The sequence below is a fragment of the Stenotrophomonas sp. CFBP 13725 genome, from assembly GCF_014841935.1.
Lineage (GTDB): Bacteria > Pseudomonadota > Gammaproteobacteria > Xanthomonadales > Xanthomonadaceae > Stenotrophomonas.
The window spans coordinates 1-15,286 of the sequence record NZ_JACYUV010000002.1 but is presented as its reverse complement, the minus strand read 5'-3'; the positions used below and the strand labels follow the sequence as shown (position 1 = coordinate 15,286).

The window sequence follows — 15,286 nt, the reverse complement described above, 5'->3', positions numbered from 1 at the left end:
TTCGAAAACCCATTGTTCCATGACCGCGGTGCGTGGCCTGCGCGCCGCAAGGAGACCTGTGCATGCGTGTGACCCGCTGCCCGGTGCCGCTTGCACTGCAGGCGGGCCAGACATTTTCACTGCCTGAAGAGACCGCCAACCACCTGGTGCGCGTGCTGCGCCTGCGCGAGGGCGATGGCTGCGTGCTCTTCAATGGGGATGGCCACGATTACCACGCCACCCTGGTCACGGTTGGCAAGCGCGATGCGCAGGTACGGATCGACCGGGCCAGCCGACTGGACAACGAATCCCCCTTGCCCCTCACCCTGCTGCAGGGCGTAGCGCGTGGCGAGAAGATGGATCTGATCCTGCAGAAGGCAACGGAACTGGGGGTGGCGGCCGTGATCCCGGTCAATGCCGAACGGACCGAGGTCAAACTGGATGGCGCGCGCGCAGAAAAGCGGGTCGCGCACTGGAACAGCGTGGTGCAATCGGCGTGCGGCCAGTCCGGGCGCGCGCGGATTCCGCAGGTCGGCGCTCCGTTGTCGTTGGCGGCCGCCGTCGCGGCGCTGCCCGAAGAGACGCTGCGGCTGACCCTGGATCCCTTGGGCAGCCATCGCCTGTCCACGCTGCACGCGGCCCCGCCAGGCGGCATCGTCGTGGCCATCGGCCCGGAAGGCGGCTGGTCGCCACGTGACCGCGACCTGCTCGCCACGGCCGGCTTCCTGGGATTGCAGCTGGGGCCGCGCATCCTGCGCACGGAAACGGCGGGCCTCGCGGCGATCGCCGCGCTGCAGGCACGGCTGGGTGACCTCGGCTGACGCGTAGCGCCAAGCCGTGCTCGGCGAGCGCGAAGCGCGGGCAGTTCCGGCCTGACCGGTCACGGACGCCATCCGCCGAGCGTGGCTCGGCCCTACGGGTGTCTCACGGTTGTGCGGTGCCGTCTTCTGACGGTAGCGCCGAGCCAACGCTCGGCGAGCGCGAAGCGCGGGCAGTTCACCCTGCGCCAGCTCGCGGACGCCATCCGCCGAGCGTGGCTCGGCGCTACGGGTATCCCACGGTTGCGCGGTGCCGCCTTCTATCGGTAGCGCCGAGCCGTGCTCGGCGAGCGCGGAGCGCGGGCAGTTCACCCTGCGCCAGCTCGCGGACGCCATCCGCCGAGCGTGGCTCGGCGCTACGGATCTCTCACGGCTGCTCGGCGAGCGCGAAGCGCGGGCAGTTCAGTGAAGTGAATCCAGCGCCCTTTCCAGCGCATCCAGGTTCGGCAGCAGTGCGCTCTGCTCGCCCAGCAGCACGCGCATGTGCACGCTGTCAGGCAGGTTCTCTTCCGACGCGTCTGCCAGCAGACCGTCACGCGGCACCGAGATCAACTGCGGAAAGCCCTGCGTCAGCACCGCGTAATACGGCCGCTCTGCGTTGCCAGCCAGCGATTTCAACACCACCACCTTGTTGTTGCTGCCCACGCTTTCTTCGCCCAAGCCGGACAGGCGGGCAAAGGACACCAGCGGTATGTCCCAGCCGTGCCAGGCCAGCCGACCCAGCAGCCAGTGCGGGCCGTCCGCCGTCGGCTCGACCTGTACCTTGGCCATCATTTCAGCGACGGTCGCATTCGGCAGCAGCACGCGCTCGGGGCCGGACTGGATGAGGACACCGCGGATTTCATCATTATTGGCATGGCTCACGACGGCTCTCCTTGCTCAGGCAGTTCCCAGCGCGCACTGATGGCCTGCGCCAGCTCCTGGGGTTCGCCGGCGAACATGCCGGCAGCGACCACCGCGGTTGCGGCAGCCGGGTCATAGCATCCCTCACCGACCTGACCGCCGACCCACGCGCCGGCTTCGGCGAGGGTGAGCGCCGGGTCGACCTGGGACAGATCGGCACCGCTGAGCAGGATCACCGCACTGTGCGCGGGCGGCAACGCGGCCAGGTCCAGACCCTGCGCGCTGCCGAGGAAATACAACCCGCCATCCCGCAGGGCGGCGGCCGTATCATCGGACAGGATGTACACCTGCCCCTCGACGACGTCGGCACCGATTTCAGCCAGCTCGACCGGCAGCGGAGAGACGCGTGCCATCTGCTTCACCAGGTTGCCGTAGCGCGCGCCATCCAGCGGCATGCGGACCAGCAGGGGCACGTCGAGGCGGGCCGGCAGCGCGGCCAGCAGGCGACGCAGCGCATCGGGGCCGCCAATACCGGCCAGTACCACCACCGCGCCCTTGGCACCGCGACGTGGGCCGGCCGCTTCGTCCATCTCGACCAGTGACAGTCGATCCGAATCGAATGCCGGCAAGGGCGGCGGTCCCGCGTCCACGCGTGCGGCGGGGGCAAAGGATGCCTCGTCGTCCAGCAAGGACCAGCTTCCGTGATCGAGCGGCACGGACGGCAGCACGGGGCTGCTGATGGCGGCCGGCTCGTCCCGCTCGGTCACCTGCGATGGCTGCCAAGGGCCCGGGGGCTCGTACAGACTGTCGCCCGCCAGCAGGTCGGCCGCGTCGACGGCTTCATCGACATGGAACGCCAGCGGTGCGTTGGCATGCAGCTGCTCGGGAGTGTCCGGCAGGCCAGGTTCCGGCACGAGCTCTTCTTCGACTTCCGCACCCGGTGGCAGCACCTGGCGGTGGCCATGCAGCTTGGCCGCCAGATGGCGTGCCCAGCGCTGGGTTTCCCACCCTTCGCGGCGTGCCGCCAGTTCGGCCTCGTCGAACACCAGGGTGAAATCAGGTGAAGACAGCACCGCATCGAGGCGTTCCAATGCGTCCTCCACCGCAGGCTCCAACGCGATCACCACCGCCTGCGGCGCAACCGCAAGCAGCGCGGCCGGGTCCAGCACGTTGGGATCCTCTTCCAGCACCAGCGCTACATCGGCCTGCGCGAGTGCTTCACGCAGGCGGTCGCGTGCGGCGCCCTCCCTGGCCAGCAGTGCAACGGCCGGCGGCGGCATTACGTCATTCACGGACACGGGCGATCCCCAGCAGGTCGTACACGTTACGCATCAGGTCAAGCTCTTGGTAGGGCTTGCCCAGGTAACGCTGCACGCCGATTTCGAAGGCGCGCTGGCGATGCTTTTCGCCACTGCGCGAAGTGATCATCACAATGGGCACGTCGCGATAGCGCGGGTCGGCACGCATGGCCGTGGCCAGTTCATAACCATCCATGCGCGGCATCTCGATATCCAGCAGCATCAGGTCGGGCACCCGTTCTTCCAGCCGCTCCAGCGCCTCCACGCCGTCGCGGGCAACGCTGACATCGAAGTTGTGGCGTTCCAGGATGCGCCCGGTGACCTTGCGCATGGTGAGTGAATCGTCCACCACCATCACCAGCGGCACCTGCCGCTGCAGTTCCTGTTCGGCAACCAGCAGCGGACGCTGCGGATTGGCGACGAAGCGGCGCACCAACGGGGCCACGTCCAGGATCACCACCACGCGGCCATCGCCGGTGATCGTGGCGCCGTAGATGCCCGGAACCGACGCAATCTGCAGGCCGACCGGCTTGACCACGATTTCGCGGTTGCCGAGCACCTGGTCGATCGCCACCGCCGCGCGCAGGTCGCCTGCGCGGACCAGCAGCAGCGGCACCTGGGCCTGGCCCTCGGCACGCGCCGGCGCCTGGCCGATCAGGCTGCCGAGATCGTGCAGCGTGTACTCCTCGCCACTGTAGCGATAGGTGCTGTCGCCCGCTTCGAAGCGTTCGCGTGAGATCCGGCCGATACCGCTGACCGATGCCACCGGCACGGCGTAGGTGGTCTCGCCGATCTGCACCAGCACCGCCTGGGTCACCGCCAGCGTCTGCGGCAGGCGCAACGTGAAGCGCGCGCCCTGGCCACGGACCGAGTGGATTTCCACGCTGCCACCCAACTGGCGCACTTCGTTGCGCACCACGTCCATGCCTACGCCGCGTCCGGACAACTGGCTCAACTGGTCGGCGGTGCTGAAGCCGGCGGCGAAGATCAGGTTGTCCAACTCGTTGTCCGCCAGCACCGCCTCGGCCTGGATCAGCCCGCGTTCCAACGCACGACGACGGATCGCCTCGCGGTCCAGCCCTGCGCCATCATCCGACACGTCGAGCACGATTTCCGAGCCTTCGCGGTGCAGGCGCAGGGTGATTTCACCCTCTTCCTGCTTGCCGGCGGCGCGGCGCTGCTCGGCCGTTTCCAGACCGTGCGCCACAGAGTTGCGCAGCATGTGTTCCAGCGGCGCCACCATCCGGTCGAGCACGTTGCGATCGAGCTCGCCATGCGTGCCTTCCAGGGTGAGGTGGACCTGCTTGCCGGTATCCACGCCCGCCTGGCGAACCACCCGGCGCAGACGCGGCACCAGGCCATCGAAGGGCACCATGCGTGCGCGCATCAAGCCATCCTGCAGCTCCGAACTGACGCGCGACTGCTGCTGCAGCAAGGTGTCGTACTGCCGCGACAGGTCGTCCAGCACACCCTGCAGCCCGCCCAGATCGGCCGCCGATTCGTTCAGTGCACGGCTCAGCTGCTGCAGCGTGGAGAAGCGGTCGAGTTCCAGTGGATCAAACGTGTGGTCCGCCTGCTCCTGCTCACGCTGGTAGCGCGCCACGATCTGCGCTTCGGTCTCCAGATCAAGGCGGCGCAACTGATCACGCAGTCGGGCATTGGTGCGTTCAAGCTCGCCCATGGCGCCGCGGAAGGCACCAAGCTGCTGTTCCAGCCGCGAGCGGTAGATCGCCACTTCACCGGCGTGGTTGACGAGTCGGTCAAGCAGGTCGGCGCGCACGCGCACCTGTTCCTGCTGCGGTCGTACGCCACCCTCTTCTTCGCCACCGCCGTCCAGCGGCAGCGGTGCCGACAACGGCAGGCTGGCGATGAGGTCAGCGGCGGTCGGCTGCGCAGGTGCGACAGCCGGCTCAGGGGCCGAGCCATCGAGAACGACCTGGCCACGCGTACGTGCGTCGAAGGCGGCCACCAGGTCATCGGCGGCGTCCACGCCGCGATGCGCACCGGTGCGGGTCAGCATCTGGTGCAGGCGATCGAAGCCGCGCTCCAGCAACTGCACATCGGCGTGTCCGATGCTGGTGCGCCCGGCTGCGACAGCCTCCAGCAGCGACTCGATGCCATGCCCCAGATCACCGATGGCGTTGATGCCCGCCATACGTGCACCGCCCTTCAGCGTGTGCAGATCACGTTGCAGGCCAGCCAACGCGTCGCGGTCCTCCGGTTCGGCGCGCAGGTCGCTGATCAGGCCATCGCAATGATCCAGCAGATCCTTGCCTTCTTCGACGAAGATATCGACCAGCTCGCGGTCCAGCACGGTGAAGTCCAGCGCATCGGCAGCCGCCACCTCGTCGTCCTGCCCCGTCTGTTCGTGCGCCACGTCCTCGCCTGCAGGCGCGACGGTCGGGGGCTCCATCTCGAAGTAGGGCTGACGGTCAGCGGAGACCGCTTCGGCTTCGGCTTCGGCTTCTGCTTCGGCTTCGGCTTCTGCTTCGGCTTCGGCTTCTGCTTCTGCTTCTGCTTCTGCTTCTGCTTCGGCTTCTGCTTCGGCTTCTGCTTCGGCTTCTGCTTCGGCTTCTGCTTCGGCTTCGGCTTCTGCTTCTGCTTCTGCTTCGGGCTGCTCGTCTTCCACCTGTTCGGCGAATGCGGTGGTCTCCAGCGGAGACACGTCGTGGCCTTCTATCGAGAGCAGCGGACTGTCCTCCTCGTCCTCGGCGCCCTCCTCGATGATGTGCAGACCTTCGTCCAGCGCTTCCTGCAGGGCCACGGCATCGCCAAAGGTCGGCGCGGCAGGCAGTTTGTCATCGGCGTCTTCCTCAGCGTCAGCCGGTGCCAGCTCGGCGTCGGCGATGTCCGGTGCAGCGACTTCGTGCACATCCGGGCCCGCACTGGACGGCAGTGCAGCGTGCGCGGCATCGTCCAGATAGAGCGACAGGTCTTCGGCGCCGGTCAGCTGCACGTCTACGTCTGTTGCACTGACCGGCTCGGCCACGTCTTCGAGCGATTCGACAGCGTCGACAGACGCGGCGTCGGCCGCATCCCGCAGTGGCGCATCGTCCACGTTGGATGCTGCTTCAAAGAAGCGCGACAGATCGGTGGCACCGGTAAATTCGACCGGCGGTTCCACGACGGGCGCAGAGAGGTCGACCGGCACAGCGTCCTGCCCGACTGCCTCGTCTGGCGTCCACTTCGCGGCTTCGTCACCGTCGATCAACCGCAGCTCGCCCTCCTCGACCATGGATTCGGCCAAGGCCTCGAGGTCCGCATCGCCGTCCGTCGGGTCGGTCGGCGCCAGGCCAGCGTCGGCCTCGACCTCGACCGGTCCGTCCACCTGCGTATCGGCAGTGTCGGCAGTATCGGCATTGTCGGCATTGTCGGCATTGTCGGCATTGTCGGCATGCTGCCACGGCGCGACAGGTGCTTCCTCCTCCCCCGTGGCTTCGACGGCCTCAACATGCCCGTCCACGTCGGCAAGGTCGTCGGTGTCCTCGAACCCGTCGGCGACGGGCCAGCGGGCTTCCGGCAGCGTCGCGGCCAAGGCCTGCAGACGCTCGGCAAGCGCGTGCTGCGGCGGCACCCGGGGGGCGTCGGCCTGCAGGGCACGCATGGTGACGTCCACTGCCTGCGCGGTGGCCGCCAGTGCATCCACCGCATCCGCGGTAGGCACTTCGCCAGCGGCCAGGGCGCGCTTGATGTAAGTTTCGGCTGCACCGGTGACCGTGGTGATTTCCGGCACATCGGTCATCGCAAATGCACCATTCATGGTGTGCACTGCGCGCAGCAAGGGATCGTTGACCGGCTGCGGTTCGCTACCAGAGGCTTCCAGCCAGCCATGCAGCGTGGCCATGTGCGCTTCCACCTCGGCCTCGAGGATCTCGCGCAGCACGCTGTCGATACTGGCAGGCGTTCCGTCCAGTTCCGCGGCGACCGGGATCTCGGCGCCATCAACGGAGGGTGTGACCGCGTCGTCGGCAGATACCCCGACGGCGGCTTCTTCCACCCTGTCCACCGAGCGGGCAGGCAGCGGCACATGGAAGGTCTCCTCGCCGGCCGCCACGCGATCCGCGATGGACTGCAGCGCCTGCAGGTCCGCGGTGATGAGGTGGCCGCCACGCAGCGCTGCGTTGAGTTCCGGCAACACGCCGAAGGCCTGCTCGACCACCGCCACCACGGCCGGCGATGCCGGCCGCGTGCCGTCCAGCACGCGGTTGAGCATGCCTTCGATCTTCCACGCGAATTCACCCAGGGTGCGGGCACCGACCAGTCGGCCGCTGCCCTTCAGCGTGTGGAACACGCGGCGGATAGGCCGCAGCCGGTCCATGTTGTCGGGTTGGGCGCGCCATGCCGGCAGCAGATTGCCCAGGTTTTCAAGTTCCTCGTCGAACTCTTCGAGGAAGACATCACGGATGTCCTGATCGATATTCTCGGCGTTCTCGTCGAAACCGCCCTGCAGGCCCGTGATGACCGGTGCCGCGGACACCTCGTCGACCACCGGCACGGCCGGCGATCCGAACGCAGGATTGAAGGCCGCCGCTTCAGCCGCGAGCTCGGCAAGAAAGCGCGCATCCGCCTCGGCGAAGTCGCTGGCACTGGCACTGGTAGCGTCGTCGTCGGCGGCGCCAATGGACGGCGGATCGGCGTCCAGCACGTTGTCCATCGCAAGGCCATCGGCGTTGAACGTGATGACATCCGCTTCCACGGCATCCAGCGACAGCACGTCATCGGCGCGACTGAGCTCGCCGTCGTCGAAGCGGAAGCTCACCGGAACCGCAAACGCATCGTCTGCATCGCCTTCGGCCAGCACCGGATCGAACACGCCGCCCTCGAAGCTGATCAGCGTGTCGTCGGCTGCGCCGGCAGGTACGGAAACGGCATGTTCAAGATCTGCAGCCGCCATGTCGAGTGAACCATCCACCTGCGGGGTCGGTTCAATGGACCAGGCGGACGGATCCGGCGCATCTTCGGCCGATACCGGGTCGAAGCTGGCGAAGGTCGGTGTATGGTCCGACGTCTGCTCGACCTGGAAGCTGCCGAGCTCCCAGGCGGGGACCTCGGGCGGCGCGGCGGTTGTGGCGGCGAACAGCAGCGTCGGTTCGGACGACGGCGCGTGGATGTCGTCTTCTGCGATGTCCTGATCACGCGCCGTGGGCGGTGCGTCGAAGACGAGATCCGGCAACGGCGGAGGCCCCTGCGGCGACACGGCCGCCAACGGGCGCGTGTCGAATTCCGGCACGTCCAACGGCGGCGGCTGGATGGACTCGCGTTCTACCGGCTGCACCGGCTCGCTGGCTACGGCCTCGGCCGCGATGGCATCGGCCACCGGCAGCGGCCAGTAACGCAGGCTTTCCAGGCTGCTGCGGGTGATGTCCAGAATGTTCTCGCGCCCCGGACGGCGGTCGCGCAGCGCTTCAAGGTAGTACTCCAGGCTGGCCATCGCATCGGCCAGCGTGTCCAGCTGGCGACCGCTGGGTACACGTTGGCGCTCCACCAGCTCTGCCTTGATGTACAGCTGCACGCCCTTCAGGTAATCCGCCGGCACCTGCAGGTCCAGCATGCGCAGCGCGCCGCCGACCTCGCCCAGCAGGCGTGGCACGTCCTGCAGTTCGGCGTGGTTCCAGTTTGTCTCGATGAAGGCGACGAAGTGCTCGCGGGCCACGGTGAAATTGGCGATGGCTTCGTGGGCCAGAACCTCCAGCGTGCGGCGGGTCTCTGCGGCGGACGGATCGTCCTCGCCGGTTCCCGCTGCGCCCAGATGGGCGACCTGGTCATCCAGCGATGCATCGACGTAAAGCAGCGCACCGGCGACATCGAGCAGCATGCCCTCATCGATCGCCTGATTGCCTTCCACCACCGCGCTCAGCGCGTCACGCTGCTGCACCACCACGTTGCGCGCCACATCCAGGCCCATCATGGCCAGCGTGTCACCCACCGCCGTCAGCTCACGTACCTGCTGGTGCAGCTGTTCGGGCTGCCCGCCCGTGCGCAGGTGCAGGTCAAGGGCATCCTTGATGCGCAGCAGTTCTTCCTTCACCGCGCTGCCGACCGTATCCAGCAGTTCACGGTTGCGTCCGCTCAGGCTGCCCCGTGCGTGGTCCAGTTCGGCTTCGCTGGCACTGACGCTGTCGGGCGCGAACGCCAGCAGCACGCTTTCGTTGATGCCGGCCACGCCGCGCGCGGCACGGATCTCATTGAGCAGCGGCAGCAGCACGATGGGAATATCGCGATGGCCATTCTGCAGCCGCTCCAGATAGTCGGGCAGCAGCACGCTGCCACGCATCAGCGTCGCGCAGGATTCATCACGCTCGGCCACCTCGCCGGTGCCGATCGCCAGCGCGAGCTGCTCCAGCTCTTCGGCCACCATCGCCGGGGCGTACAGCTCCACCATCCGCAGGGTGCCCTGCACCTGGTGCAGGTAGCCGGCGCACAGGCGCATGCGGCTGCCATCGGCGGGGGCCTCGACGAAGTACTCGACCTCATTGCGCACCTGGCGCAGGGTCTCGTCCAGCTCAGGTTTCACCCAGCCGAGGGCGGCGTGGCTCATTGCGTCACGCAGGCTGCTCATGGGCGGGCTCCGGTCGCCAGTACGACCCTGCACACGCGGGCAGGACGTTCAATGTGGCGGATGTCATGTCGATGCTTCATCAGGTGATCCTTGCTTCTCCGCGCCACACCGCTTACGCGGGCAGCTTGAAGTCGGCGACCGAGCGGCGAAGGTCGGCGGCCAGCTGTGCCAGGTGGCCGATCGATTCGGCGGTCTGCCCCGCACCCTGCGATGTCTGGCCGGTGATCTGCCGGATCACGCCCATGGTCTGGGTGATGTCCGATGCAGCCGACGACTGCTGCTGGGCGGCGACGGAGATGTTCTTGATCAGGTTGTTCAGCGCATTGGACACGCGCTCGATCTCGGTCAGTGCCGTACCGGCGTCTTCCGCCAGGCGGGCACCGGACACCACTTCGGCCGTGGTCTGCTCCATCGAGGTAACCGCTTCGTTGGTATCGGCCTGAATGGCCTGTACCAGGCCCTCGATCCGACGCGTCGCACCGGACGTACGTTCTGCCAGGCGCTGCACTTCGTCGGCCACTACGGCAAAGCCACGACCGGCCTCGCCTGCCGAAGCCGCCTGCACCGCGGCGTTCAGTGCCAGGATGTTGGTCTGCTCGGAAATGTCGTTGATGAGTTCCACGATCGAGCCGATCTCCTGCGAGGACTCGCCCAGGCGCTTGATGCGCTTCGACGTTTCCTGGATCTGGTCACGGATCTGGTCCATGCCCTGGATCGTCTCGCGCACCACGCCGGCACCCTCGGCGGCGATCACCACCGAGCGCTGTGCCACTTCGGCCGATTCAGACGAGTTGCGCGACACCTGTTCGATGCTCGCTGCGATTTCACCGATGCGGTCCGACGCGTTGGTGATCTGGTTGGCCTGGTGGCCTGCCGCCTCGGCCAGCTGCATGGCCGTGGCCTGCGTTTCCTGGGTGGACAGCGCGACCTTGGCCGAGGTGTCGTTGATGGTGGTCACCAGATGGCGCAGTTCGTCCACGGCATAGTTGATGGCGTCGGCAATGGCGCCGGTCATGTCTTCGGTGACCGATGCCTTCACCGTCAGATCGCCTTCACCGAGCGAACTGATTTCATCCAGCAGCCGCATGATGGCCTGCTGGTTGCGGCTGTTGAATTCCACCTGGGTCTGGTAGCGCAGCTCCTGCTCGCGCGAGCGGCCGCGCACCGAGGTACTGACGAAGCCGATGATCGCGATCAGCGACAGGACACCGGAGACCACGCCGATCCAGAAATTGGGGAACAAGCGGGTATCGCTGACCGAACCGAACGAGGAGAACGCATTGAAGAGCGTCTTGCTGTCGGCCAGCATGTCCGCCGAGCCGGTGGCCAAGCTGGCTGATGCGGCCTGCGCGGCAAACAGCTGGCGCGAACTGGCCAGGATGGCATCGGCGTCCGTTTTCATCGCCGTCCACTGCTGCTGCGACTGCTCCAGCGCAGCCAACGCGGCCGCACCGCGCACCGCAACGATGCCAAGTTCGTCATTGCCGTTGCGCAATGCATCCATCACCTGGCTGAAGACCGTGATGTCGCGGGCCAGCGCATCACCGGCCGCCGATGCCGATGAGCCCCCGGCCCGGATTTCGGTGATACGACGGGCCATCGAGCCGGCCACGACGACCTGCTGCAGTGCACTGTAAATCTGCGAGGAGGGGGCGCCGGCGGCGCTCATCGCGCGGACGACCTCGTTGAGCTGTGCCTGCAGGCCGGGGATCGCGCCGCTGAAGTTGTTCGCGTTGCCCGCCAACGTCAGCACCGCCGACTCACTGGCGATCAGCTGCGTCGCACTCTTGCCCAGCGGCTGCCACGTCGCGGCCAGCTTGCTGATCGGCGAGGACACGCCCGGCTCATTGCCGTAACGGCCCTGCAGCGTCGACATGTTCTCGTCGATCGCGGTGCGCGTGGCCTTGAACGCGGTGAACGCCTGCGCATTGCCGGCGACCGCATCACGGCCCTGGTTGGCCAACTGCTGGGACAGCACCTGCAGATCGGCTGCCTTCGTGCTGGCGTCGGCCAGACGGCTGCCCTGCCAGGTCGCCACACCGGTGTTCAGGCCGAACAGCGCCATCGCCACCAGCAACAGGATCAACCACGCGTTGGTGCCACCGAGGCGCAGCTTGCTGGCCTTGTTGGAATCCGAAGTAGTACTCATCGTTCAACCTCGATGTTCAATGCAATGCAGAGACGACGTACCGGTACCTTCAGGCAGCGGCTTGTCGGAATTCAGGAGTGCGCGACAGCAGCGAGAGCGAGAAAACGCCCCAATCGTGCCCGTCGGCCTGGAATGCGCGGTCGACGAAGTGGCCGTAGCGGCCTTCGGCCAAGCCACCGACCGATACTTCCTGGTCCAGCTCGAAGCTGCGCTGGCCGAACAGTTCGTCGATGGTCAGCGCCACGTCACCGCCGGCCTGTCGCATCACCAGCACGCGCTGGCCTTCCTGCTGCACGGTGCGGTTGCCTTCCAGGAACAGCTTCAGGTCGATCACCGGAAACAGGTTGCCTCGCAGGTTGCCCACGCCCAGCAGCCACGGCTGCGCACAGGGCACCGGCGTCACCGGCGGCATCGGGACGATTTCCACCACTTCGCGGAAATCCGATACCAGCCGACGGTTGCCGACCCGGTAGCCCACGCCACGCCACAGATCCTGCGCGAACTGCCGCTCGGGCAACTGCACGGCATGGGCGAGGCTGCGCCGTTCGTAGGCTTCAAGAATGTCGAAGGGTGAACGCATCAGGACACCAGCTCGTTGATGCGGGCGATCAGGTCTTCTTCGCGCGGCGGCTTGACCATGTAGTCACGCGCACCCTGGCGAAGGCCCCACGCCTTATCCGTGTCCATCGCCTTGGTGCTGACGATGATGACCGGAATATTCTTGGTCGCCGCGTCGCGGGCCAGCGAACGGGTAGCCTGGAAGCCACTCATGCCCGGCAGCACGACGTCCATCAGGACCAGCTGCGGCATGTGTTCCTTGACCAGCACGATCCCGTCCTCGGCGTTGTCCGCTTGCAGAACTTCGTGCCCGGCCTTGGTCAGCCATTGCGTGAACACCGCCCTGTCGGTCGGTGAGTCCTCGATAAGAACGATTCGAGCCATTTTGCCTTTCCCCCCTGGTCAGGCGTTGACGTATGTGCGGATGGCACCCAGCAGTTCTTCACGCGTAAAGGGCTTGGTCAGGTACTGCTCCGAACCCACGATGCGACCACGCGCCTTGTCGAACAGGCCATCCTTGGAGGACAGCATGATCACCGGCGTGGACTTGAACAGCTGGTTTCCCTTGATCAGCGCGCAGGTCTGATACCCATCCAGACGCGGCATCATGATGTCCACGAAGATGATCTGTGGCTGCTGGTCGGCGATCTTGGCAAGTGCCTCGAAGCCGTCGGTCGCGGTGACGACCTCGCAGCCTTCCCGTTTCAACAACGTTTCCGCGGTCCGGCGGATCGTCTTCGAATCATCGATGACCATCACCCGGAGTCCTGCGAGCTCCCCGCCCGCAGTCATGTTCTCAGTCATTGCCGTTCCCCATGCGCGGCACTTCGGTCGGTGCCGCTGCGAAGGCGTATCTATATCGCACTTGCGTGACCGCCAGCAAGTTCGGCGATGAATCTTCTGCGCAACCCCCGTCCGGCGGGCCTGCGGCCATCGGCCGCACGCAGCGTTGCGCGCCACGGGGCAGGCAACACCGGGCCGGAGCCGCTACCATCAGCACCTTGCCCCACAGGTGCTCCCATGCCGCTGAACGTCATCGTGGTGATGGATCCCATCGCCCACATCAAGATCGCCAAGGACACGACCTTCGCCATGCTGCTCGAAGCGCAGCGGCGCGGCCATGCCCTGCACTACGTCAAACCCGGTGGCCTCAGCCTGGACAGCGGACGGGCCGTAGCCCGCACGGCGCCCCTGCAGGTCCGCGACGACGCGGCCGACTGGTACACGCTGGGCGAGTTCAGCCTGACCGAGTTCGGTCCCGGCCAGGTCGTACTGATGCGCAAGGATCCGCCGGTCGATGCGGAATTCATCTACGACACGCAGGTGCTGGACGTGGCCGCGACGGCCGGTGCGTTGGTGGTCAACAACCCGCAGGGACTGCGCGACTACAACGAGAAGCTCGCCGCGCTGCTGTTCCCGCAGTGCTGCCCCCCTACCCTGGTCAGCCGCGATGCCAAGGCGTTGAAGGCCTTCGTGCTGGAACACGGGCAAGCCGTGCTGAAGCCGCTGGATGGCATGGGAGGCCGTTCGATCTTCCGCAGCGGCACGGGCGACCCGAACCTCAACGTCATCCTGGAAACGCTGACCGACGGCGACCGCAAGTTGACCCTGGCGCAGAAGTTCATCCCCGACATCACTGCCGGTGACAAGCGCATCCTGCTGGTGGATGGCGAACCGGTGGATTACTGCCTGGCCCGCATTCCGCAGGGCGACGAGTTCCGCGGGAACCTGGCTGCCGGTGGTCGCGGCGAAGGCCGCCCGCTGAGCGAGCGCGACCGCTGGATCGCCGCCCAGGTGGGGCCGGAGATGAAGCGTCGCGGCATGCGCTTCGTCGGCCTGGACGTGATCGGCGATTACCTGACCGAGGTCAACGTGACCAGCCCGACCTGCGTTCGTGAACTGGATGCCCAGTATGGGCTGAACATCGCCGGCACCCTCTTCGATGCCATCGAGGCCAGCCTGCCGTAATGCCGGTGGTCGCGCCCCTGCTCTTGGCGGACCGCTCCGCGCAGCGTCTGGGCACCACCCTGGCGCTGTCGGTGGCGGTGCATGGCGCGCTGCTGCTGGGCGTCGGCTTCGCCGTTCGCGGCGAAGCGCCGCTGGTGCCGACGCTGGATGTGATCTTCAGCCAGACGCGCACCGCGTTGACGCCGAAGCAGGCGGATTTCCTGGCCGCTGCCAGTCAGGTCGGTGGTGGCGAGCACGACAAGGCGCTGCGCCCACGCGACAGCCAGGCGGGGGTAGTGCCGCAGGCGCTGCCAGGCAGCAGTCCGGTGCCGCAGCAGCGCCAGGATGCCGCGGCCCCGCCGCCACCGCAGTCGCGGGTGGTCAGCAGCCGCAATGGTGAGCAACAGGTCGCACAGGCCCAGTCGCAGCCGATGCCGGAGCAGCCACGCCCCGACGCGCCGTTGAACGCACGCGAGCAGCGCGATGCCGACATGGCGCGCCTGGCGGCCGAGGTGCACCTGCGTTCGGCGCAGTACGCCAAGCGGCCAAACCGCAAGTTCGTTTCAGCCAGCACCCGCGAGTATGCGTGGGCCACGTATCTGCGCGCCTGGGTGGACCGCGCTGAGCGCGTGGGCAACCTGAACTACCCCGATGACGTGCGCCGTCGTCGCCTTGGCGGGCAGGTCGTGATCACGGTCGGTGTGCGCCGCGATGGCAGCGTGGAAAGCGCGCGCATCCTGAGATCCAGTGGGACGCCGTTGCTGGACGAGACCGCGCTGCGCGTGGTTCGCCTGGCCCAGCCCTTCCCCGCCCTGCCACAGACGAAGGATGACATCGACATCCTGCAGGTGACGCGTACCTGGGCGTTCCTGCCCGGCGGCGAACTGCGCGACGACTGAGGGTGGATGAGGCCGGGCTGCGCCCGGCACCTGCTTTGAAGCAACGGCAACGGCAACGGCAACGGCAACGGCAACAGCAACGGCAACGGCAACGGCAACGGCAACGTCAAAGGCCTGCAGAGCTGTGTGCTGGGCGGGGCGGGGTGCGGTGGCGGGGGACGGCAAAAACTGCATCCATGCGGGCCTTGTTTCGCGCCATCCATGGCGGGGTCCACGTCATCGCATTCGCGCTGCCG

At 67.0% G+C, this 15,286-nt stretch carries 10 protein-coding genes; 3 read left to right on the top strand and 7 right to left on the bottom strand.

The window, feature by feature from the left end; all coding sequences use genetic code 11:
* Positions 1–62: 62 nt before the first annotated feature.
* Positions 63–800 (top strand): 16S rRNA (uracil(1498)-N(3))-methyltransferase, encoded by a 738-nt coding sequence (locus IFT65_RS03230; RefSeq protein WP_192080163.1) that lies wholly within the window; start codon positions 63–65, stop codon positions 798–800.
* Between the two features lie 399 nt (positions 801–1,199).
* Here IFT65_RS03230 and IFT65_RS03225 read toward each other — a convergent pair whose 3' ends face one another.
* The 7 genes from IFT65_RS03225 to pilG form a co-directional block, all read right to left on the bottom strand.
* Positions 1,200–1,661, bottom strand: a complete 462-nt coding sequence (locus tag IFT65_RS03225; RefSeq protein WP_188324699.1) for a chemotaxis protein CheW — start codon at positions 1,659–1,661, stop codon at positions 1,200–1,202.
* Complete coding sequence (locus IFT65_RS03220; protein ID WP_192080161.1) at positions 1,658–2,938, bottom strand: chemotaxis protein CheB; 1,281 nt, start codon at positions 2,936–2,938, stop codon at positions 1,658–1,660. The genes IFT65_RS03225 and IFT65_RS03220 overlap by 4 nt, the downstream gene beginning before the upstream one ends.
* Positions 2,925–9,497, bottom strand: a complete 6,573-nt coding sequence (locus tag IFT65_RS03215) for an Hpt domain-containing protein (protein WP_192080159.1) — start codon at positions 9,495–9,497, stop codon at positions 2,925–2,927. Before IFT65_RS03215 ends, IFT65_RS03220 begins: the two co-directional genes overlap by 14 nt.
* Positions 9,498–9,609: 112 nt before the next feature.
* A complete protein-coding gene (locus tag IFT65_RS03210) occupies positions 9,610–11,646 on the bottom strand; it encodes a methyl-accepting chemotaxis protein (RefSeq protein WP_192080157.1) in 2,037 nt (678 codons plus the stop codon).
* A gap of 49 nt (positions 11,647–11,695) precedes the next feature.
* Positions 11,696–12,226 (bottom strand): chemotaxis protein CheW, encoded by a 531-nt coding sequence (locus IFT65_RS03205; RefSeq protein WP_188324703.1) that lies wholly within the window; start codon positions 12,224–12,226, stop codon positions 11,696–11,698.
* Positions 12,226–12,588 carry a response regulator gene (locus IFT65_RS03200; protein WP_188324704.1) on the bottom strand — a complete coding sequence of 121 codons (363 nt, stop codon included), beginning with the start codon at positions 12,586–12,588 and terminating at the stop codon, positions 12,226–12,228. Before IFT65_RS03200 ends, IFT65_RS03205 begins: the two co-directional genes overlap by 1 nt.
* Positions 12,589–12,606: 18 nt before the next feature.
* A complete protein-coding gene (gene pilG, locus IFT65_RS03195) occupies positions 12,607–13,008 on the bottom strand; it encodes a twitching motility response regulator PilG (protein WP_042614342.1) in 402 nt (133 codons plus the stop codon).
* Between the two features lie 216 nt (positions 13,009–13,224).
* On the opposite strand from pilG, the gene gshB reads away from it, so the two are divergent.
* Positions 13,225–14,172, top strand: coding sequence for a glutathione synthase (gshB, locus tag IFT65_RS03190; protein ID WP_188324705.1), 948 nt, complete (start codon positions 13,225–13,227; stop codon positions 14,170–14,172).
* The gene (locus IFT65_RS03185) at positions 14,172–15,050 is read left to right on the top strand and encodes an energy transducer TonB (RefSeq protein WP_192080155.1); all 879 of its coding nucleotides are present in this window, start codon (positions 14,172–14,174) and stop codon (positions 15,048–15,050) included. The genes gshB and IFT65_RS03185 overlap by 1 nt, the downstream gene beginning before the upstream one ends.
* Positions 15,051–15,286 lie beyond the last annotated feature (236 nt).